Here is a 21,512-nt window from a genome sequence, read left to right on the forward strand (position 1 = left end):
CGGCCATTCCCCCCATTCAGGTCGTACATCGACCTCATCCCTGGAACTTCTCGCCATCAACCCATTGACTGCGCCTGCAATCCCCGTTTAGCTTCCGAGCAACCTCATTGAAACCTTTCACGGCGTGTGGAGCGACCAGGCCACCGCTGAGGAGCTCCCATGAACCAGTCCGCCCCGGACCCGGCCCCGGTCCTGGCCCTGAAGGGCGTGAGCAAGTCCTTCGGTGCCGTACGGGCCCTGCAGGACGTCTCCCTGCAGTTGTTCCCCGGCGAGGCCCACGCGCTCGCGGGCGAGAACGGCGCAGGCAAGTCGACCCTGATCAAGGCCCTCGCCGGCGTGCACAGGCCGGACGGCGGCGAGGTGCTCCTCGACGGGGAGCCCGTCGTCTTCCACGGCCCGGCCGACGCGCGTGACGCCGGCATCGCCGTCATCTACCAGGAGCCGACGCTCTTCCCCGACCTGTCCATCGCCGAGAACATCTTCATGGGCCGCCAGCCCCGGCGGACACTGGGCCGGATCGACCGCAGGGCCGTTCACGAGACCACCGCGGCACTGATGCGCAGGCTCGGCGTCGATCTGGCGCCGGACCGGCCGGCCCGCGGCCTGTCGATCGCCGACCAGCAGATCGTCGAGATCGCCAAGGCCCTCTCGTTCGACGCCCGCGTCCTGATCATGGACGAACCGACCGCCGCCCTCACCGGCAGCGAGACCGCGCGGCTCTTCTCCGTCGTCCGCGCGCTGCGGTCCGAGGGCGCGGCGGTGCTGTTCATCTCGCACCGCCTCGACGAGATCTTCGAGCTGTGCCAGCGCGTCACGACCCTGCGCGACGGACGGTGGATCTCCTCCGAGCCGCTGGAAGGGCTCACCGAGGACGACCTGGTCCGCAGGATGGTCGGCCGCGACCTCGACGACCTCTATCCCAAGCAGGACGCCGAGGTCGGCGAGGTCGCCCTGTCGGTGCACCGGCTGACCCGGGAAGGCGTCTTCCGTGACGTGTCGTTCGACGTCCGCCGCGGCGAGATAGTGGCGCTCGCCGGGCTCGTCGGCGCCGGACGCACGGAGGTCGCCCAGGCGGTCTTCGGCGTCGACCGCGCCGACGCCGGCGAGGTGAAGGTGGGCGGCACGGTGCTGCGCCCCGGTTCGCCCACGGCCGCGATGGACGCCGGTCTGGCGCTCGTACCCGAGGACCGGCGGCAGCGCGGACTGGTCATGGATATGTCCATCGAGCGCAACATCGGCCTCACCGGCCTGGGCGAGGTCCGCAAGCGCGGGCTCGTCAGCCGGGCGCTGGAGCACGACCGGGCCGCCGACTGGGCGGTGCGCCTCCAGCTCAAGTACAACCGGCTGGCCGACACCGTGGGCGTGCTGTCCGGCGGCAACCAGCAGAAGGTCGTGCTGGCCAAGTGGCTGGCGACCGGCCCCGCCGTCCTGATCGTCGACGAACCGACCCGCGGGATCGACGTCGGCACCAAGGCCGAGGTCCACCGGCTGCTGTCCTCGCTCGCGGCGGACGGCCTCGCCGTCCTGATGATCTCCTCCGACCTCCCCGAGGTCATCGGCATGGCCGACCGCGTGCTCGTGATGCACGAGGGCCGGCTCGTCGCGGAGATCCCGCGGGAGAGCGCCACCGAGGAGTCGGTCATGGCGGCGGCCACCGGACGCAACGAGAGGGCAGCGGCATGACCACCACCATCGGGAGCCCCCCGGACCTCGCGAAGGCACCGGAGCGCAGCGCCGCCTCGCTCGTGGACGCGGTCTTCCGGGCGCGCGAGATCTCCATCGCGGGCGCGCTCGTCCTGCTGATCCTCGGCACCTACCTCGCCAACCCGCGCTTCCTCTCCGACCAGGGCATCAAGGACCTCCTGCTCAACGCATCGATCCTGGTGCTCCTGGCGGTCGGCCAGTCCGCCGTGGTGATCACGCGGAACATCGACCTGTCCGTCGGCTCCGTCGTCGGCCTCTCCGCCTTCGCCTGCGGCAAGTTCGTGGCGGGCAGTGACCACGGGGTGGTGACGGTGATGCTGCTGGGCATCGCCATCGGGGTGGTCTGCGGGCTCGTCTCCGGCGCCCTCGTCAGCTTCGGCAGGGTACCGGCGCTCGTCGTGACCCTGGGCATGCTCTACATCATCCAGGGCGTCGACTACTGGTGGGCACAGGGCGAGCAGATCAGCGCCTCCGACGTGCCGGAGGCCGTCCTGGGGCTCGGCAGCGGCAGCGTGCTCGGCATCCCGTACCTTCCGCTGCTCGCGGTGGTCCTGCTCGCCGCGACGGCGTACTTCCTGCGCAGCTACCGCTCGGGGCGCGAGCTCTACGCGATCGGGTCGAGCCCCGAGGCGGCCCGGCTGGCCGGCATCCCGATCCGCCGCCGCGTGCTCGCCGCCTACGCCTTCTCCGGGGCGGTCGCGGGCTTCGCCGGTGCCCTGTGGCTGGCCCGCTTCGGCACCGTCGTCGCGGACAACGCGCACGGCTGGGAGCTGACCGTCGTCAGCGCCGTCGTCGTCGGCGGTGTCGCGATCACCGGCGGCACGGGCACCGTCTGGGGCTCCGCGCTCGGCGCCCTGCTGCTCACCACCATCGGCAGCGTCCTGGTCGTGCTGAAGGTGGACTCCTTCTGGCAGGGCGCCATCACCGGCGCGCTCCTGCTGCTGGCCATCAGCGTCGACCGGATCGTGAACCTGCGGATGACCGCCGCACTGAGGAAGAGGAGCGCCCGTCATGACCACGGCGCCTGAGACAAAGAAGGCTCCCGCCGCGCGGGCCTCGCTCGTACGCGGTCTGGCGCTGCGCTGGGACACCGCCGTCGGAGTCCTGCTGGTGGCGGTCCTCGTCGTCGGGCTGGGCACCACGGAGGGTTTCGGCTCCGGCGAGAACCTCGCGTTCGCGTTCAACGACATCGCCGAAGTCGCCCTCATCGCCCTGCCGATGACCCTCCTCGTCGTCGCCGGGCAGGTCGACCTGTCGGTGGCGTCCATGCTGGGCCTGGGCAGTGCGCTGACGGGCGCGCTGTGGGAGGCGGGCTGGGCGTTCGAGATGATCGTGCCGGTGGTGCTCCTGGTGGGCGTCGTCGGAGGCCTGCTCAACGGCTGGCTCGTCACCAGGGTGGGACTGCCCTCGCTGGCGGTCACCATCGGGACGCTGGCCCTGTACCGGGGTCTCGCCTCGGTGGCGCTCGGCAGCGACGCGGTGACGGACTTCCCGCAGACGTACGCGGACTGGGCCGTCGACACGACGACGGTCCCCGGAACCTTCCTCACCTATCCGGTGGTGCTGTTCGCCGTCCTGGCCGTGATCACGGCCGTCGTGCTGCACGCCACGGGGCTCGGCCGCTCGCTCTTCGCGATCGGCGCGCAGGAGGAGGCCGCGTACTTCGCGGGCATCCGGGTCAAGCGGATCAAGCTGCTGCTCTTCGTGGTGACGGGGCTGTTCTCCGCCTTCGCGGGGGTCGTCTTCACCCTCCGCTACGGAAGTGCCCGGGCGGACAACGGACTCGGCTTCGAGATGCTCGTCATCGCCTCGGTGCTGCTCGGCGGTATCGACTTCGACGGCGGGAAGGGCACGCTCTTCGGCGCGGTCGCCGGTGTCCTGCTGATCGGTGTGCTGAAGAACCTGCTCACGCTCAACGACATCGCCAACGAGGTGCAGGTCATCGTGACCGGGCTGCTGCTCGTGGCGTCCGTCCTCACTCCGCGGGTCATCGCCGCGGTCGTCGAACGCCGGCACAGGCGTGCCGCGAACACCCCTTCGCCGCAGCCGTAGACCTCCTCCCTTCTCGGTACCTCTCAGCTCCTTCTCCGAAAGGCACACGCCGCCATGATGCTCCGCAATGCCGCTGGGCGCCGCGCCGTCGCGACCGCAGCCACCGCCGTCTCCCTGGCCATCGCCCTGACCGCCTGTTCCGGCACCACGAAGGACAGCAAGGACAGCGGCGGCGCGAAGGCCGGCAGCTCCGCGAAGGCCGACCCGGACGCCCCGCTGAAGAAGGGGCTCAAGCTCGCCTTCCTGCCGAAGCAGATCAACAACCCGTACGAGAAGATCGTCGACGAGGCGGGTATCGCCGCGGCGAAGGAGTACGGCGGCACGGGCAAGGAGGTCGGTCCGTCCGACGCGAACGCCTCCTCGCAGGTCTCCTACATCAACACCCTCATCCAGCAGCGCCAGGACGCCATCCTCGTCGCGGCGAACGACCCGAACGCGGTGTGCGGCCCGCTCAAGCAGGCCATGAAGAAGGACATCAAGGTCGTCGCCTACGACTCGGACACGGCGAAGGACTGCCGCCAGCTCTTCATCAACCAGGCCAGCTCGGAGGAGATCGGCCGCAGCCTGGTCCAGCACCTGGGCGAGCAGATCGGCTACAAGGGCAAGATCGCGATCCTGTCCGCGACGCAGAACGCGACGAACCAGAACACCTGGATCGAGTTCATGAAGGAGGAGCTGAAGCTCCCGAAGTACAAGGACATGCAGCTGGTGAAGGTCGCGTACGGCGACGACGCCGACCAGAAGTCCTTCCAGCAGACCCAGGGCCTCATGCAGGCCTACCCGGACCTCAAGGGCATCATCTCCCCCACCACGGTGGGCATCGCCGCCGCCGCGCGCTACCTGAGCGACTCGTCGTACAAGGGCAAGGTCGTCCTCAACGGCCTCGGTACGCCGAACCAGATGCGCAAGTACGTCAAGGACGGCACGGTCGAGCAGTTCTCGCTGTGGAACCCGGAAGAGCTCGGCTACCTCGGCTCCTACGCGGCCGCGGCCCTGGCCTCGGGGCAGATCACCGGCGCCGAGGGCGAGAAGTTCAAGGCGGGCAAGCTCGGTGAGTACACCGTCGGCAAGGACGGTGAGGTCATCCTCGGCGAACCGACCGTCTTCGACGCCAAGAACATCGACACGTTCGACTTCTGAGCAAGGGACCCCTCTCCATGCAGCGCGTCTGCTTCCTGCTGAAGGTCCGCGCGGACCGCACGGCCGAATACCGCGAGCGTCACGCCGAGGTGTGGCCGGACATGCTCGAAGCCCTGTCGGAGGCGGGCTGGCACAACTACTCGCTGTTCCTGCGCGAGGACGGCCTGCTCGTCGGCTATCTGGAGACCGAGGACTTCGACGCCGCCCGTGAGGCGATGGCGGCGACCGAGGTCAACGCCCGGTGGCAGCGGGACATGGCCGCCTTCTTCGAGCAGTCGGAGGCCGCCGACGAGGCGATGCTCCCGCTCACCGAGGTGTTCCACCTGGCGTAGGGCCGCCGGCCGGGCCGCACCCCGCCGCCCTGGCTGCCCTCCCCGGCGGCCAGGGCGCCGCCGTGCCGACGGTGCCGGGAGCCGCGAACGGCCCGGCGGGGGTCCCCCGCCGGGCCGTTCGCGGCGTCAGCCGACCTCGCCCTCGCTCCCGTTCCCCGAGGGCTCGTCGCCACCGCCGTTCAGCCGGTCCGCCTGCTCGATCATCGTCGCGAGTTTCCGCACCGCGCTGTCCTCGGTGGAGACGGCCAGCGACCGCGCCCGCTCGGCGAGTTCACCGAGCGCGGGCGTGCCGGGCAGGTCCCCGCCGCGCAGGGTGTCCGCGAAGTAGGCGGCGACCGCCGTCACCTGGAGCCGCGCTCCGGCCCCGCCCCAGAGCTTCCCGTCGACCGCGCCGGTCTCCACCGATCCGGTCGCCTCGTGCGCCTTCCTCGTCGTCGGGTCGAGCCAGCGCACCGTCGCCGTCGCCACGTGCCCGGACGCACCCTCACGGAGCCGTACCGCGTACAGCGCCGTCACCGTGTGGCCGGGGCCGACCTCGCCGCCGTCGACGGCGTCGTCACGGAAGTCCTCGTCGGCGACCTTCCTGTTCTCGTAGCCGATCAGCCTGAACTGCCGGACCGTCCCGCGGTCGAACGCCACCTGGGCCTTGGCGTCCCGGGCGCGCAGCTGGACGTGGGCGGGCAGCTGGTCGACGAAGACCTTCCTGGCCTGCGACTCGTCCGCGATGTAGGTGGTGTTGCCGTCGCCCTTGTTCGTCAGGCGTTCCATCAGCTCGTCGCCGTAGTCGCTGCCGACGCCCACGCCGAACAGTGTGATGCCGTACTCCTCGCGCGCGTCGGCGATCCGCTCCAGGATCGCGTCGGCGTCGGTCTCGCCGGTGTTGGCGAGCGCGTCGGAGAGGAGGACCACCCGGTTGGTGGCGCCCTCGCGGTGGCCTTCGACCGCTTCGTCGTAACCGCGTTCGACGCCGGCGGCGACGTTGGTGGAGTCCTCCGGCCGCATCTCCCCGATGGCGTCCCTCACCTTCGTGCGGTTGCCCCGCAGCCGGGTCATGGGGAGCAGGGTCTCGGCCCCGTCGCTGAAGGTGACCAGGGAGACCGAGTCGTCGTCGCGCAGTTCGTCGGTGAGGATGCCCAGTGACGTCCTGGCGAGGTCGAGGCGTCCGGGCTCGGCCATCGATCCGGAGACGTCGACGACGAAGGTCAGTGCGGCGGGCGGGCGTTCACTCGTGCGCGCCGCGGGGGCGGTGGCCAGTCCCACCCGTACGAGCGACCAGTCCGCGGCCCCGGCACCGGACCGGGCGCCGTCGACCGAGACGGAGAAGCCGTTGCCCTTGGGCGTCCGGTAGCCCTGGCGGAAGCTGTTGACGAACTCCTCGGGGCGCACCGTGTCCGCCTCGGGGAGCCGGCCTTCGCCCAGCGTGCGGCGCGCGTAGCCGTAACTGGCGGTGTCCACGTCGAGTGCGAAGGTCGACAGGTAGTCGGGCGCCACGCCCTTGCGGGTGCCGCCGTCCTTCGCCGCCCCGTCCGCGTCCTGCTCCTGCTCCGGTGCGGCGGGCGGTGGCTGCTTGCCGCCGGCCGGCCCGCCGCTGCCGGTCGCCCGGTCGACGGACGACTTGGCCCCGTCCGAACCCGTCCCCGCGCAGCCGGTGATCAGCGCCGCGCCCAGGAGCAGGGCCAGTGCTCCCCCGTACGTCCTCGTCCTCGTCCCACGTTGCATGCGTACCCCCCACGTCGTCGGCATCTGTGAATGTGACGTGCGGGGTGGCCCCGTGGAGTCGTCGGAAGCGTTGCGGAACAGTCTCGATGGCGCAACGGCCGCCGTCGGCGGGGCGGAACGTCGACGTCAGGACACGATGTCCTTACGACTGAACCCTCGGAAGGCGAGAGCGAACAGGATCAGGGCATAGGTGACGGACACGGCGGCGCCCTTCACCATCCCGCCCCATTCGAGGTCGGGCTGGAGGGCGTCCGCCCAGGCGAACTGCCAGTGGGCGGGCAGGAATTCACGCCAGGTGCCGAGCGCGGTGACGGCGTCCAGGACGTTGCCGACGATCGTGAGCCCGACGGCGCCGCCCACCGCGCCCAGCGGGGCGTCCGTCTTCGTCGACAGCCAGAACGCCAGCCCGGCGGTGACGAGTTGGGAGACGAAGATGAACGCGACGACGAGGGCGAGCCGGGGCACGGTGTCCGCGGTGCCGAGCGCGCCTCCGGTGGGCAGCTTCAGCGGCCCCCATCCGTAGGCCGCCGCCCCCACGCCGAGGGCGACGAGCGGCAGCAGCACCATCGCGGCGAGGCTGAAGCCGAGGGCTACGACGAGCTTGCTCCACAGCAGTCTGGAGCGGGGCACGGGGGCCGCGAGGAGGTAGCGCAGCGAGGACCAGCTCGCCTCGGAGGCCACGGTGTCCCCGCAGAAGAGGGCCACCGGCACCACCAGCAGGAAGCCGGCGGAGACGAAGAGGCAGGTCGCCGCGAAGTTCGCGCCCGACTCCGTGGCCACGTCCATCAGGTTGATGCGGGAGGCGCCCCGGCCGCCGTCGCCGCCGCCCGGGGTGCCGCCGATCGCGAAGGCGATGACGAGGATGAACGGCAGGGCGGCCAGCACGCCGCCCATGAGCAGGGTGCGTCGCCTGCGCAGCTGCCGCATCGCCTCCACGCGCAGCGGCAGGGTGCGGCGGGCACGGTAGCCGGGGGCCTCCGGGAGCGCCCGGACCTCGGTTGCGGAGCTCATGCGGATCCTTGGGAGATGAGGGTGAGGAAGGCGTCCTCCAGGCGGCGGTGCGGCCCGACGCCGGTGACCGGTACGTCGAGGCGGACCAGGTCGGCGACGAGCTGCGCGGCGGTGGCGCCGTCGAGACGGACGAGGAGACCGCGGCCGTCGTCCACGCGGACGGCTGAGCCGATGCCCGGCAGGGCGGCCACCTTGTCCACGAGCGGCTCGGCGACCTCGGCCGCGGTGGTGACGAGCAGCATGTCGCCGGAGCCGGTGATCTCGGCGACGGGACCGGCCTGGACGAGCCGGCCGCGGTCCATGACCACGAGGTGGGTGCAGGACTGCTCGACCTCGGACAGGAGGTGGCTGGAGACGATCACGGTCCGGCCGCCGGCCGCGTAGCGGATCATCACGTCCCGCATCTCGCGGATCTGGGGCGGGTCGAGACCGTTGGTCGGTTCGTCGAGGATGAGGAGGTCCGGCATCCCCAGCATCGCCTGGGCGATGGCGAGCCGCTGCCGCATGCCCTGGGAGTAGGTGCGCACGGCGCGGGCCAGGGCGTCGCCGAGTCCCGCGATCTCCAGGGCCTCGTCGATGTGCGCGTCCCCGGCGGGCCGGCCGGTGGCCTGCCAGTACAGCTCCAGGTTGGAGCGGCCGGACAGGTGGGGCAGGAAGCCCGCGCCTTCGACGAAGGACCCCACACGGGACAGCACGGGCGCGCCGGGGCGGATGGCGTGGCCGAAGACCCGGATCTCGCCGGAGTCGGGCGTGATGAGGCCCATCAGCATGCGCAGGGTGGTGGTCTTCCCGGCACCGTTGGGTCCGAGGAGTCCGAGGACCTGGCCCTTCTCGACACGGAAGCCCAGGTCCCGGACGGCGTACCGGTCCACGGACTTGGCGTACTTCTTGGACAGGTCCGTGATCTGCAGCGGTACGCCGGCGAGCGCCGGGTCGGGGGCGGGTGTCGTGGTGCGGCGGCGTGCGGTGATCAGGAGGGCTGCGGCGATGACGACCGCCGCAGCGGGAAGCCCCCAGGTCCACCAGGGCAGGACGGCCGCGGCGGTCTTCACGGCGGGTGCCGTCGGGACGGTCAGCGGTCCGTCGAGGGAGACGGTGTAGGTGGCGGGCTCGGCGGGTGAGGCGTAGCCGAGGTCGGTGGCGGAGAGCACCAGCCGCAGCCGGTGTCCGGCGTCCACCTCATGGTCGACGGCGGGCAGGGTCAGCTCGACCGGCCTGCCCTGCTGTCCGGGGGTGATCCGGTGGGGCGTGACGAGCTGGGAGGGCAGGACCTGCTGCTTCCCGTCGGGTGACACGTCGTACACCTTGCCGAACAGCACCGCGTCTCCGTGGTCCGCCGTGACGTTCACGCGGACGGTGGGCGTGCCGGTGACGCGCACGGCGGTGTCCAGCGGTGCGGACTCGTAGCGGGCGTACTGCCCGGGGAAGTCGGCCGAGAACCCGACGCCGAGGGACGACAGCTGGGAGAGCCCGCCGCCGACGCCCGGGACGGCGGAGATGGAGGGCGGGCTCGCCCCGGCCGGGTTGCGGAACGTCTGCGTCGTGCCGCTCCGGCCGTCTTCCCTCGTCGCGCCACGGCCGTCGCCCCGCTGGGCGTCCTGTCCGCCGGTGGCCGGGCCGCCGCCCGTGGCGGGCGTCGGCGTGGTGCCGGTGAGGGGGATCTCGCGGCCGCCGCCGGTCAGTCCGGGATAGGTGGCGCTGCTCGCTCCGCGCTTCAGCGCGGCGCCGTCGGTGGAGTCGACGCCTCCGGTCCGGGTCACCCGGAATCCGGGGCCGGTGTCGGCGCCCTCGTCCTGCTTCAGGTAGCGGTCGAACCAGGCGCCGATCCGGCTCTCGACACGGTCGCCCTCGTCGTCCCCGCCGTCGTGTCCGCCCGCGATCCAGTCGACCGAGACGGGAGCTCCGTTGGCGCTGATGGCCTTGGCCATGGCGTCGGACTGGCCGAGCGGGAAGAGCGAGTCGCTCTGCCCCTGGACGATGAGCGCGGGTACGTCGATGCGGTCGGCGACCGCGACGGGGGAACGTTCCGTCAGCAGGGCGCGCGCCGCGGCGTCCGGCTTGCCGCTGACGGCGACCCGCTCGTACATGTCGCACAACTGCTTCTGGAACCTCTGGCAGCCGCCGCCGGAGGTGACGAAGATCCCCGCCCAGAGCTTCTTGAACACACCGTCCGGGAAGAGCGCGTCGGCGAGGTTCCAGTAGCTGATCACGGGTGCGATGGCGTCGACCCGCTTGTCGTGACCGGCGGCGAGCAGGGACACCGCCCCGCCGTACGAGGCGCCGGTGACACCGACCCGGGGGTCGCCCTTCTTGTCGAGCTCGACCTCGGGCCGGTCCGCCAGCCAGTCGATGAGGCCCGAGACGTCCTCGACCTCGCCGTCGGGCGCGTTGAGCGTGATCTCGCCGCCGGTCCTGCCGAACCCCCGGGCGGACCAGGTCATGACGGCGTAGCCGTCGGCGGCCAGCTTCTCGGCCTGGGAGCGCACGTCGTTCTTGCTGCCGCCGAAGCCGTGCCCGATGAGGACGGCGGGCCGGCGCTGCGAACCGCCGGACGTGAAGTACGACGTGTCGACGTCCACCCCGTTCATCCGCATCATCCGGTCCTGCCGGTGCACGGACGGCTCGCCGTCGCCGTCGGCCGCGGCGGTCCAGGTACCGGCGCCCACGAGTACGGCGAGGGCGGCGACGACCGCGGCCCACCGGCCTGGGGTACGGGGCAGCCGGCGCCGCCACCGGGAAGTCGAGTGGTCCATGACCCGACCCTAAACGGAGTGCGCGGCGCGCCGGGAAGCCGCCAGGGTGAGCTGACCGGCCTCCTTGAGAGGTACGCCGCGCAGGGGCGTACTCCGTACGCGGTACGCGGTCTGCTCCGCTCACGAAAGGCACCGTCCATGGACATCGTCATCCGCCTCGCGACCACCACGGCCGAACTCCTCGGCGCCGGGCACCTCTACGACGTCGCGCCGCGTCCCGAGTGGGCGGACCGCTTCCTCGCGGCGCACGGCCATCTGATGCTCATCGCCTACGTGGACGGGGCCCCTGCCGGGTTCGTCTCGGGCATCGAGATGCTGCACCCGGACAAGGGCACGGAGATGTGCCTGTACGAACTCTCAGTCGGCGAGCCGTTCCGCCGCCGGGGCATCGGGCGGGCCCTCACGCACGCGCTGGCGGCGGAGGCCCGCACGCGCGGCTGCTACGACATGTGGGTGGGGGTGGAGCGGGACAACGAGGCGGCCCTGGCCGTCTACCGTTCGGCGGGCGCGGCCGACGACGGCGGGTTCGCCATGCTGACCTGGGAGTTCGGCAGCCCGGCCGGGACGGTGCAGCCCGGGTCGTAGGGGGTCTCGCGCGGAAGGAGCGCGGCGGCCTCGTCGTGCCGTCCGGCTCCGACGAGACCGTGGATGTCGCGGGCGAGCGGAGTGACGTCGCGCACGGAGACCAGCCACTCGTCCGCGTACCGACGCGCCGCCTCGCCGCCCAGCCCGAGCTGGAGGGAGCGGTACGGCAGCGGGTTCAGGCGGAGGTCCCGCTCGGGGTCCCACTGCACCCGGGTGGGGCTGCGGCGCAGGCCGCGCCGCCAGGCGGCCCGGTCGGGGTGGACTCCCCGTACGTAGTGGGAGAGTTCGGCGTTCTCCAGTGCCCAGGCGAAACCCTCGCGGGTGATCTCGACGGCGAGCACGGTCTCCTGGCCCTCCTTGGTGCCCCAGCCACAGCGGTACATCATCCACAGGAAGCTCGGCTTGATCCAGGTCATGCGGTCGCGCTTCCAGGCCGCCGGGAACCGTCCTTCGCGGGCCGCCGGAACACCGATGACGGGCGAGTAGGCCTGGTAGACGGTGAGCGTGTCGGCGGTGTGCAGGGCGCGGATCTCCCGGTGCGGTGCGGTCATCGCCCCAGGATGGTCCGGACGCCGTGCCCCGGGCCACGGGTTTTCGGCTGCGGCCGCACGGGCCCCCGGACCTTGCGGTCTCCCCGTGCATGCAGGCCGACGGCCCCCGTCCGTGAGGGGGCGGGGGCCGTCGGCCGGGGAGGCGGTCAGTGGTTGCGGGGGAAACCGAGGTCCACGCCGGCTGGGGCGTCGGCCGGGTCGGGCCAGCGGGTGGTGACCACCTTGCCGCGCGTGTAGAAGTGCACGCCGTCGTTGCCGTAGATGTGGTGGTCGCCGAAGAGGGAGTCCTTCCAGCCACCGAAGGAGTGGTAGCCGACGGGCACCGGGATCGGCACGTTGACGCCGACCATGCCCGCCTCGATCTCAAGCTGGAAGCGGCGGGCCGCACCGCCGTCGCGGGTGAAGATCGCCGTGCCGTTGCCGAACGGCGAGGCGTTCATCAGGGCGACGCCGTCCTCGTAGGTGTCGACGCGCAGGACGCACAGGACGGGGCCGAAGATCTCGTCGCGGTAGGCGTCGGAGTCGGTGGAGACGTTGTCCAGGAGGGACAGGCCGATCCAGTGGCCGTCCTCGAAGCCCTCGACGGTGTGCCCGGTGCCGTCCAGCACGACGTCGGCGCCCTGCGCGGCCGCCCCGGTGACGTAGGAGGCGACCTTGTCCCGGTGGGCGGCGGTGATCAGCGGTCCCATCTCGGAGGCGGGGTCCGTGCCGGGACCGATGGTGATCTTCTCGGCGCGCTCGCGGATCCTGGTCACCAGCTCGTCGGCGATCGAACGCACGGCGACGACCGCCGAGATGGCCATGCAGCGCTCACCCGCGGAGCCGTACGCGGCCGACACGGCGGCGTCGGCCGCCGCGTCGAGGTCGGCGTCGGGGAGGACCAGCATGTGGTTCTTGGCGCCGCCGAGCGCCTGGACCCGCTTGCCGTTGGCGGAGGCCGTGGCATGGATGTACCGGGCGATGGGGGTGGAGCCGACGAAGGACACGGCGGCCACGTCCGGGTGGTTGAGGAGCCCGTCCACGGCGACCTTGTCCCCGTGCACGACGTTGAGCACGCCGTCGGGCAGGCCCGCCTCGGCGGCCAGCTCGGCCAGCAGGTTGGCGGCCGACGGGTCCTTCTCGCTGGGCTTCAGGACGAAGGTGTTGCCGCAGGCGATGGCCAGCGGGAACATCCACATCGGCACCATGGCCGGGAAGTTGAACGGGGTGATGCCCGCGACGACGCCGAGCGGCTGGCGGATCGAGGAGACGTCGACCTTGCTGGACACCTGGGTGGACAGCTCGCCCTTGAGCTGCGTGGTGATGCCGCAGGCCAGCTCGACGATCTCCAGACCGCGGGCCACCTCCCCGAGGGCGTCCGAGTGCACCTTGCCGTGCTCGGCGGTGATCAGCGCGGCGATGTCGTCGCGGCGTGCGTCGAGCAGGGCGCGGTAGCGGAAGAGGACGGCGGTGCGCGCGGAGAGCGAGGAGGTGCCCCAGCTCTCGTACGCGGTCCTCGCGGCGGCGACCGCGGCGTCGACCTCCTCGGTGGAGGCGAGCGCGACCCGGGTGGTGACGGCTCCGGTCGCGGGATCGGTGACCGGACCGTGGTTGCCCGACGTGCCCTCGACGGTCCTGCCACCGATCCAGTGGTTGACGGTCTTCATGACAGGGGTCTCCTTCACAGGTGGCGGCGTCGGGCTGCGATCTGCCGGTCGTACTCTTTCCTGGCCTCGACCGCCGACGGGCGGGTCGCGGTTTCGGCTACGGGAACATCCCACCACGCCTGTGCCGGAGGAGGCCCCGACACTGTGTCTGCCGTTTCGGTCTCGACGTAGACACAAGTGGGGCGGTCCGCGCCGCGCGCCTCGGCGAGGGCCCGGCGCAGTTCGCCGACCGTCCCCGCCTTCAGCACGTGCATGCCGAGTGACGCCGCGTTGGCCGCGAGGTCCACGGGCAGCGGGGCGCCGGTGAACGCGCCGCCGTCGGCGCGGTGGCGGTAGGCGGTGCCGAAGCGTTCGGCGCCGACGGACTCGGAGAGGCCGCCGATGGAGGCGTACCCGTGGTTCTGCAGGATGACGAGCTTGACGGGGAGCCCTTCCTGCACGGCGGTGACGATCTCGGTGGGGTTCATCAGGTACGTGCCGTCGCCGACGAGGGCCCAGACGGGGCGGCCGGGGGCGGCCAGTTGCACCCCGAGGGCCGCCGGGATCTCGTAGCCCATGCAGGAGTAGCCGTATTCGAGGTGGTACTGGTGCGGGGAACGGGTCCGCCACAGCTTGTGGAGGTCCCCGGGGAGCGAGCCGGCGGCGTTGACCAGGATGTCGTCCTCGGTGACGAGTCCGTCGAGCAGTCCGAGGACCTGGGCCTGGGTGGGCCGGGCGTCCTGGTCGTCGGCGGCGTACGCGGCGTCCACGCGCCGCTCCCAGCGTTCCTTGGCGTCGGTGTAACCGGTCTCGTACGCGGGGTCGACGTGGTAGCCCCGCGCTCCGAGGGCTTCGCCGAGCGCTTCGAGGGAGGTCCGGGCGTCCGCGACGAGGGGCAGGGCGGAGAGCTTGTGGGCGTCGAAGCCGGTGATGTTGAGGTTGAGGAAGCGGACGGCCGGGTCGGCGAACAGGGTGCCGGAGGCCGTGGTGAAGTCCGTGTAGCGGGTGCCGACGCCGATGACCAGGTCGGCTTCCCGGGCGAGCGCGTCCGCCGTGGCGGTGCCGGTGTGACCGATGCCGCCCACGTCGGCGGGATGGTCGTGGCGCAGGGACCCCTTGCCGGCCTGGGTGGAGGCGACGGGGATGCGGGTGGAGGCGGCGAACGCGGCGAGCGTCTCCTCGGCGGCGCTGTGGTGGACCCCGCCGCCCGCGACGATCAGGGGACGGCGTGCGGCGCGCACCGCCCTGACCGCCTGTTCGAGCTCGTACGGATCGGGGGCCGGCCTGCGGACGTGCCAGACGCGGGGGGCGAAGAACTCGGCGGGCCAGTCGTACGCCTCTGCCTGCACGTCCTGCGGCAGCGCGAGGGTGACCGCTCCGGTGGCCGCCGGGTCGGTGAGCGTGCGCATGGCCTGGAGGGCGGCGGGGATCAGCGCCTCCGGACGGGTGATCCGGTCGAAGTAGCGGGAGACGGGGCGCAGGCAGTCGTTGACCGACACGTCACCGCTGTGCGGCACTTCGAGCTGCTGGAGCACGGGGTCGGCGGGCCGGGCCGCGAAGGTGTCCCCGGGCAGGAGCAGCACGGGCAGGTGGTTGACGGTCGCCAGGGCGGCCCCGGTGACGAGGTTCGTGGCGCCGGGCCCGATGGAGGTGGTGACGGCATGAGCGGACAGCCGGCCGGACTGGCGGGCGTATCCGACGGCCGCGTGCACCATGGCCTGTTCGCTGCGGCCCTGGAGGTAGGGCATCGCGGGTCCGCACTCGACGAGAGCCTGTCCGACGCCCGCGACGTTGCCGTGACCGAAGATGCCCCAGGTGGCGCCGATCAGGCGGTGCCGGCGGCCGTCGCGCTCGCTGAACTGCTGGGCGAGGAAGGCGATCAGGGCCTGGGCGGTGGTGAGCCTGCGGGTGGACGCGGAGGTGCGGCCGCGGGTGGACGCGGCGGCGTCGGACGTACGGCGCGGGGTGGTCACCGGGCGGCCTCCTGTCCGTGCAACGGCAGTCGGGGGTCGACGGGCTGCCCGGGCCAGGTGTCCCGGACCCAGCGGTGGCCGGGGTGGTCGCGGATGAGCCACTCGCGCTGCTCCCCCGGGCCGGCCATCACGTTGAGGTAGTACAGGGTGCGGCCGGGCGGGGCGATGGACGGGCCGTGCCACCCGTCCGGGATGAGGACGGCGTCGCCCGTGGAGACCTCGGCGAGCACGTCGGTGCCGCCCGCCCGGGACGGCGAGACCCGGTGGTAGCCGAGGCCGTCGCCCTCGACCTCGAAGTAGTAGATCTCCTCGAGTTCCGCCTCCGTACCGGGCAGGTACTCGTCGTGCTTGTGCGGCGGGTAGGAGGACCAGTTGCCGCCGGGGGTCAGTACCTCCACGGCGATGAGGCGGTCGCAGTCGAAGGTGTCGGCGGCGGCGAAGTTGTTGACCTGGCGGGAGCAGACGCCGGCACCGCGCAGTTCGACCGGTACCTCCGGCGCGGGACCGTAGCGAGCGGGGAGTCGTCGCTCGCACTTCGCTCCTGCCAGGGCGAAGCGGCCTCCTGCGCCGGAGGCGATCTGGACGCGTGCGTCGCGGGGGACGTAGGCGAAGTCGCTCACTGCGCTGAACACGTCTTTCCTGCCCAGCAGTTCAAAGATCTCATCTGCCGCCTGCACCGTACAGCCACCGGACAACGGCAGAACGATCCATTCGCTCTCCCCGGTTACCAGGGTATGAACACCACCCGGCTCGAGTTCCAGCACACGCAGACTCGACCGGTCCCACCCGGCCCGCTCCGGGTCGATGTCGAGGGCGTACGGACCACGCGCGGCGTGGCCTGCCCTGAGGTGGTGCCTCTGCTGCTCGTCGGGCGTCGTCATGACTCCATCCCTACCCGTCACCGGGCCGCGTTCACAGAAGTCCGACGGCCGTGTCGACCGCGCCCGCCACGTCGCCGTCGGCGGGATAGAGCAGCGAGCGCCCGACGACCAGCCCCTGGACGGTCGGCAGCCGCAGTGCGCGCCGCCATCGCTCGTAGGCGGCGTCCGGATCCTCCGCGACCTCGCCGCCGAGCAGGACGGCGGGCAGGGTCGAGGCGCGCATCACCCGCTCCATGGCGTCGGGGTCCTCGGTGACGGGGACCTTGAGCCAGGTGTACGCGGATGTGCCGCCGAGCCCCGAGGCGATGGCGATCGACGTCGCGACGGCCGCGGCACCCAGGTCGGTGCGGATACCGCCGGGGGTACGGCGGCAGAGGAACGGCTCGACGAAGACGGGCAGCCGGTGGGCGGCCATGGCGTTCACCGTGCGGGCGGCGGTGTCCAGGGTTTCCAGGGAGCCGGGGTCGTCGAGGTCGATACGCAGGAGCAGCTTGCCCGCGTCGAATCCCCGCCGGGAGATGTCGACGGGGCGGTGGCCGGTGAAACGGTCGTCGAGCTCGAAGGCGGCACCGGCCAGCCCGCCGCGGTTCATGGAGCCGATGACGACCCGGTCCTCCAAGGCTCCCAGGAGCAGCAGGTCCTCCAGGACGTCGGCGCCCGCCAGCACCCCGTCGACCCCCGGGCGCGAGAGTGCGAGGCAGAGGCGTTCGAGCAGGTCGAAGCGGTCGGCCATGGCGAGTTCGTCGTCGCCCACGGCGAGGGCGCCGCGTGCGGGGTGGTCCGCGGCGATGATCATCAGACGTCCGGCGGGCCCAAGGAGCGGGCGCCTGCGACGGGCGTCGGCGGCTTCCGTGACGGCTTCGGGGTGGCGTGCGCGCAGCCGGACGAGATCGGCGGGGCCGGAGGCGGCGGGCGACGACGCGCGCGGCGGTGAGGCGGCGGGCGCGGGCGGCGGTGGCGTCGGCGGGTTCGCAGGTGTGGACGGGGGCGGCGGGGTCACGGTGTGTCTCCTGGGGGGCCTGCGACTTCTGAGGTCCGGGAGCCCGCGCAGGTCGGCAGGGGCGCGGCCGCTCCGGCCGGTCCCGTACGTGTCGCGTCCGCCGCGCCCACGACACCGGCGGACAGTGCCTCCTCGACCTCGGAGGGGAACGGCATCGCCGACGAACAGGCGAGCCGTGAGGCGACGATGGCCCCGGCGGCGTTGGCGTAGCGCATCACGCGTGCCGTGTCCCAGCCGGAGAGCAGCCCGTGGCAGAGCGCGCCGCCGAACGCGTCCCCCGCCCCCAGCCCGTTCACGACGTCGACCGGGAGGGGCGGGATCTCGGCGGCGGTGCCGTCGCGGTGGACGGCGAGGACGCCGTGCGGCCCCTGTTTGACGACGGCCAGTTCCGGACCGGCGGCGAGCAGGGCGCGGGCAGCCGCGTGCGGTTCGCGTTCACCGGTGGCGATCTCGCACTCGTCGATGTTCCCGACGGCGACCGTGGCGTGGGCGAGTGCCTCCCGGTAGCGGGCGGGTGCGGCGGAGCCGTGGTCCTCCGGATGCCAGAACATGGGGCGCCAGTCGAGGTCGAAGACCGTGGTGCGGGCGCGGCCCGGCGGGTCGTCCGACGCTGCCGCCGCGCTGCGGGCCCGCAGAGCGGTGAGGGTCGCGGTCCGGCTGGGCTCGGCGCAGAGACCCGTACCGGTCATCCAGAACACGCGGGCGTCCCGCACGGCGTCCAGGTCGAGTTCGTCGCCGTCGATCTCCAGGTCGGGCGCCTTGGGCTGCCGGTAGAAGTAGAGCGGGAAGCGGTCCGGTGGGAAGATCTCGCAGAAGGTGACCGGGGTGGGGTACTCCGCCACCGCGCTCACCCACCGGTCGTCCACCCCGAACTCCCGCAGCGCCCGGTGCAGATAGTCGCCGAAGGCGTCCCGGCCGGTCCTCGTGATCACGGCCGTCCGGCGTCCCAGCCGGGCCGCGGCCACCGCCACGTTGGCCGGCGAGCCGCCGAGGAACTTCCCGAAGGTCTCGACGTCGGCCAGCGGTACACCGGTCTGCAGCGGGTAGATGTCCACCCCGATCCGCCCCATGGTGATCACGTCGTACGGCTCCGCGATCGCGTCGTACGGCTCAGGCATGCGCATCCCTTCGACCCGGTGCTCCGGCCCGGCACCCGCCCGGGGAGGCCTGGTACACATCCTGGGAACCGGCTCCGCGGGGTGGCCGACTCCCAGGTCTAACCGTGGTCCGACGCCCTGTCAACTCTTTGTCCGGACATAAGGACGAAGCCTTGACACTCCCTCCGGAGGGCTGGAGGGTGGGCGATATGACCTCCTCCGTACCCTCTCCGGCCCGCATCCGCATCGGCTCGGCACCCGATTCGTGGGGGGTGTGGTTTCCCGATGATCCGCTGCAGGTGCCTTGGGAGCGGTTCCTCGACGAGGTCTCCGAGGCGGGGTACGAGTGGATCGAACTCGGCCCGTACGGCTACCTCCCGACCGATCCCGTCCGGCTCGCGGACGAGACCGCCGGGCGCGGCCTCTCCGTCTCCGCGGGCACGGTCTTCACCGGATTGCACCACGGCCCCGCCGTCTGGGAGCGGACCTGGGAGCATGTCGCGGGCATCGCCGCCCTGACCCGGGCGATGGGGGCGGGGCATCTGGTGGTCATCCCCTCCTTCTGGCGCGACGACAAGACGGGTCAGGTGCTGGAGGACCGCACGCTCACCGCGGAGCAGTGGCGCGACCTCACCGCCCAGACCGAACGCCTGGCCCGCGAGGTGCGGGACCGCTACGGACTGCGGATCCAGGTGCACCCGCACGCCGACACGCATGTCGACACCGAGGAGAACGTCAGCCGCTTCCTCGACGCGACCGATCCCGACCTGGTCTCCCTCTGCCTGGACACCGGTCACTTCGCCTATTGCGGCGGCGACAGCGTGAAGCTCATCGAGACGTACGGCGAGCGGATCGGGTATCTGCACCTCAAGCAGGTCGATCCGGTGGTACTCGCCGACGTCGTGGCGAACGAGGTTCCCTTCGGTCCCGCCGTCGCCCGCGGGGTGATGTGCGAACCCCCGGGCGGGGTACCCCCGCTGGAGCCGGTACTGGACGCGGCGCGCGCCCTGGGCACCGACCTGTTCGCCATCGTCGAGCAGGACATGTATCCCTGCCCGCCCGACAAGCCGCTGCCCATCGCCCGCCGGACGCGCGAGTTCCTCAGGAGCTGCGGACCCTCACGGCCCTCTTCCTGAAACATCCCGCCCCTGCCCGGGCCCTGCCTGCTGCTCGTGCCCGCGCCCGGCCTTGAACCCTGCTGCCCTCGGCCTCCCCCGCGCCCGGCCTCGAACCCTTCTGCCCTCGGCCTCCCCCGCGCCCGGCCTTGAACCCTGCTGCCCTCGGCCTCCCCCGCGCCCGGCCTCGAACCCTTCTGCCTTTGGCCTCCCCCGCGCCCGGCCTTGAACCCTGCTGCCCTCGGCCTCCCCCGTTCACCCTTCGCCCATGGGCCGGCCGCTGCCCGCGCCGGCCCCCGGGCCGGGTCGCCGCCCCGCGCCCCTGAGCCCCCTGCGCCGCGCCCCCGACCCACTCTGGCCCCAGCAGTCACTTCTCTGTCACGTATGTCCGCGTTCCGCTGATCCTCCGTCACGGACCGGCGACACCCCCTGCCCGACGGTCGGCCCTCTCGTTCACGGAGCAGAGGCGCACCGAGGTACAGAGAGGTGTCATTCATGACGGACAGAACGCTCTGGTCGTACAAGGACATCGCGGCACACATCAAGGTCCAGCCGGACACCATCCGCTCGTACCGCAAGCACGGCCTTCTCCCGCCGCCCGACGACGCGCGGAACGGGAAGCCCCACTGGTACGTGGACACGGTCCTCGCGTGGATCGCGTCCCGCCCCGGCAACCGGGGCCGTTGAGAGGGCGCCTGGACACCGGCACCCCCCTGGAGCGGCGCTCCCGGCCGCCCGTACGCCGATCCCGTCCGATCCCGTCCGATCCCGTCCGCCCACTTCCGCCGGCTCCCGTCAGCGCCCCTCGCCCGCGCGCCCGATGGCCCCCGACGGCCGGGTACGACCGGGTGCGGCCGGCTCGACCACGACGGCGGTTCCAGCCACGACGGCAGACCCGGTTGCGAGCGCAGGTCCCGCTACGACGGCTCGATGATCGTCACGCCCGCCCCAGGGGTACTGCCCATGGCCGCGAGGGCCGCCGGAGCGGCGTCCAGGGTGATGGTGGAGGTCACCAGCAGATCCGGTCGCAGCACTCCCGCCCGCACCATGTCCATCATCGGCGGATAGGCGTGGGCTGCCATGCCGTGGCTGCCGAGGATCTCCAGCTCCAGCCCGATCACCCGGGCCATGGGCACGACGGGGTCGCCTCCGGCCGGCGGCAGCAACCCGACCTGGACATGCCTCCCCTGTCTGCGCAGGCTTCGCACCGAGGCGGCACACGTGACGGGCGAGCCCAGTGCGTCCAGCGACAGATGGGCGCCGCCGCCTGTCAGTTCCCGCACGGCCTCGTCCGCTCCGGACGGGTACGCCGAAGCGTCCACGCACTCCGACGCACCGAACGCCCGAGCCAGCTCCAGAGCCTGCGGCGAGACGTCGACCGCCACCACCCGCGCCCCGCTCGCGACCGCCACCATCACCGCCGACAGCCCGACCCCACCGCAGCCGTGCACGGCGACCCACTCGCCCGGTGCCACCCGCCCCTGTGCGGCCACCGCCCTGAACGCCGTCGCGAACCTGCATCCCAGCCCCGCCGCGGTGGCGAAGGACAGTTCGTCGGGTACGGCGACCAGATTCACGTCCGCCTGCTCCAGCGCCACGTACTCGGCGAAGGATCCCCAATGGGTGAAGCCCGGCTGGGTCTGCCGCTCGCAGACCTGCTGCGCACCCGCCGCGCACGCGGCGCACCGGCCGCACGCGCAGACGAACGGCACGGTCACCCGGTCGCCCGGCCTCCAGTTGTGCACACCGCCGCCCACCGCCTCGACCGTTCCCGCGAGTTCGTGCCCGGGAACGTGCGGGAGGACGATGCCGGGGTCGTGCCCCATCCAGCCGTGCCAGTCGCTCCTGCAGAGGCCCGTGGCGCCGACGCGCACCACGACACCCCCGTCCGGGACCCCCGGGTCGGGGAGTTCGCGCACCCGGGCCTCCTGCCCGAACTCCTCGAAAACCACTGCCCGCATCCGCCCCGCCTTC

18 protein-coding genes are annotated in these 21,512 nt (G+C 72.2%); 8 read left to right on the forward strand and 10 right to left on the reverse strand.

Annotated features, from left to right (window positions below; genetic code table 11):
• The first annotated feature begins 159 nt into the window (after nt 1–159).
• The 5 genes from OHT61_RS11155 to OHT61_RS11175 are packed head-to-tail and all read left to right on the forward strand — an operon-like array spanning nt 160 to nt 5,228.
• Nucleotides 160–1,683, forward strand: a complete 1,524-nt coding sequence (locus tag OHT61_RS11155) for a sugar ABC transporter ATP-binding protein (RefSeq protein WP_329037378.1) — start codon at nt 160–162, stop codon at nt 1,681–1,683.
• Nucleotides 1,680–2,732, forward strand: a complete 1,053-nt coding sequence (locus tag OHT61_RS11160; RefSeq protein ID WP_329037380.1) for an ABC transporter permease — start codon at nt 1,680–1,682, stop codon at nt 2,730–2,732. The genes OHT61_RS11155 and OHT61_RS11160 overlap by 4 nt, the downstream gene beginning before the upstream one ends.
• Complete coding sequence (locus OHT61_RS11165) at nt 2,716–3,756, forward strand: ABC transporter permease (RefSeq protein WP_329037381.1); 1,041 nt, start codon at nt 2,716–2,718, stop codon at nt 3,754–3,756. Before OHT61_RS11160 ends, OHT61_RS11165 begins: the two co-directional genes overlap by 17 nt.
• A gap of 54 nt (nt 3,757–3,810) precedes the next feature.
• Nucleotides 3,811–4,896 (forward strand): rhamnose ABC transporter substrate-binding protein, encoded by a 1,086-nt coding sequence (gene rhaS, locus OHT61_RS11170; protein WP_329037383.1) that lies wholly within the window; start codon nt 3,811–3,813, stop codon nt 4,894–4,896.
• A 17-nt stretch (nt 4,897–4,913) separates the two neighbouring features.
• A complete protein-coding gene (locus tag OHT61_RS11175; protein WP_329037385.1) occupies nt 4,914–5,228 on the forward strand; it encodes an L-rhamnose mutarotase in 315 nt (104 codons plus the stop codon).
• A gap of 126 nt (nt 5,229–5,354) precedes the next feature.
• Here the strand turns inward: OHT61_RS11175 and OHT61_RS11180 are convergent, their stop codons facing one another.
• The 3 genes from OHT61_RS11180 to OHT61_RS11190 form a co-directional block, all read right to left on the reverse strand.
• Nucleotides 5,355–6,947 carry a vWA domain-containing protein gene (locus OHT61_RS11180; RefSeq protein ID WP_329037387.1) on the reverse strand — a complete coding sequence of 531 codons (1,593 nt, stop codon included), beginning with the start codon at nt 6,945–6,947 and terminating at the stop codon, nt 5,355–5,357.
• A gap of 126 nt (nt 6,948–7,073) precedes the next feature.
• On the reverse strand, nt 7,074–7,958 hold the full coding sequence (locus OHT61_RS11185; RefSeq protein ID WP_329037389.1) for an ABC transporter permease: 885 nt from the start codon (nt 7,956–7,958) through the stop codon (nt 7,074–7,076).
• Nucleotides 7,955–10,711, reverse strand: coding sequence for an alpha/beta fold hydrolase (locus tag OHT61_RS11190; RefSeq protein WP_329037391.1), 2,757 nt, complete (start codon nt 10,709–10,711; stop codon nt 7,955–7,957). Before OHT61_RS11190 ends, OHT61_RS11185 begins: the two co-directional genes overlap by 4 nt.
• A gap of 138 nt (nt 10,712–10,849) precedes the next feature.
• Here OHT61_RS11190 and OHT61_RS11195 point away from each other — a divergent pair, with 138 nt between their 5' ends.
• Nucleotides 10,850–11,296, forward strand: a complete 447-nt coding sequence (locus tag OHT61_RS11195) for a GNAT family N-acetyltransferase (RefSeq protein WP_329037393.1) — start codon at nt 10,850–10,852, stop codon at nt 11,294–11,296.
• Here OHT61_RS11195 and OHT61_RS11200 read toward each other — a convergent pair.
• The 6 genes from OHT61_RS11200 to iolC form a co-directional block, all read right to left on the reverse strand.
• Entirely contained in the window at nt 11,203–11,847 is a 645-nt protein-coding gene (locus tag OHT61_RS11200) for a DUF4291 domain-containing protein (RefSeq protein WP_329037395.1), read from the reverse strand. The genes OHT61_RS11195 and OHT61_RS11200 overlap by 94 nt on opposite strands.
• A gap of 146 nt (nt 11,848–11,993) precedes the next feature.
• Nucleotides 11,994–13,493 (reverse strand): CoA-acylating methylmalonate-semialdehyde dehydrogenase, encoded by a 1,500-nt coding sequence (locus OHT61_RS11205; RefSeq protein ID WP_329037396.1) that lies wholly within the window; start codon nt 13,491–13,493, stop codon nt 11,994–11,996.
• 14 nt (nt 13,494–13,507) lie between these two features.
• A complete protein-coding gene (iolD, locus tag OHT61_RS11210) occupies nt 13,508–15,445 on the reverse strand; it encodes a 3D-(3,5/4)-trihydroxycyclohexane-1,2-dione acylhydrolase (decyclizing) (protein ID WP_329037397.1) in 1,938 nt (645 codons plus the stop codon).
• Nucleotides 15,442–16,326, reverse strand: a complete 885-nt coding sequence (gene iolB / locus OHT61_RS11215; protein ID WP_329037398.1) for a 5-deoxy-glucuronate isomerase — start codon at nt 16,324–16,326, stop codon at nt 15,442–15,444. Before iolB ends, iolD begins: the two co-directional genes overlap by 4 nt.
• Nucleotides 16,327–16,357: 31 nt before the next feature.
• Entirely contained in the window at nt 16,358–17,206 is an 849-nt protein-coding gene (locus OHT61_RS11220; protein WP_329043197.1) for a Cgl0159 family (beta/alpha)8-fold protein, read from the reverse strand.
• A gap of 116 nt (nt 17,207–17,322) precedes the next feature.
• Nucleotides 17,323–18,423, reverse strand: coding sequence for a 5-dehydro-2-deoxygluconokinase (iolC, locus tag OHT61_RS11225; RefSeq protein WP_329043198.1), 1,101 nt, complete (start codon nt 18,421–18,423; stop codon nt 17,323–17,325).
• Nucleotides 18,424–18,632: 209 nt separating this feature from the next.
• Here iolC and OHT61_RS11230 point away from each other — a divergent pair, with 209 nt between their 5' ends.
• Nucleotides 18,633–19,559 (forward strand): sugar phosphate isomerase/epimerase family protein, encoded by a 927-nt coding sequence (locus OHT61_RS11230; RefSeq protein WP_329037400.1) that lies wholly within the window; start codon nt 18,633–18,635, stop codon nt 19,557–19,559.
• A gap of 474 nt (nt 19,560–20,033) precedes the next feature.
• Complete coding sequence (locus tag OHT61_RS11235; RefSeq protein WP_329037401.1) at nt 20,034–20,225, forward strand: helix-turn-helix transcriptional regulator; 192 nt, start codon at nt 20,034–20,036, stop codon at nt 20,223–20,225.
• Between the two features lie 230 nt (nt 20,226–20,455).
• Here the strand turns inward: OHT61_RS11235 and OHT61_RS11240 are convergent, their stop codons facing one another.
• Nucleotides 20,456–21,499, reverse strand: a complete 1,044-nt coding sequence (locus OHT61_RS11240; RefSeq protein ID WP_329037403.1) for a zinc-dependent alcohol dehydrogenase family protein — start codon at nt 21,497–21,499, stop codon at nt 20,456–20,458.
• Between the last annotated feature and the right edge of the window lie 13 nt (nt 21,500–21,512).

Origin of the sequence: Streptomyces sp. NBC_00178 (assembly GCF_036206005.1) — a bacterium.
Taxonomy (GTDB): Bacteria; Actinomycetota; Actinomycetes; order Streptomycetales; family Streptomycetaceae; genus Streptomyces.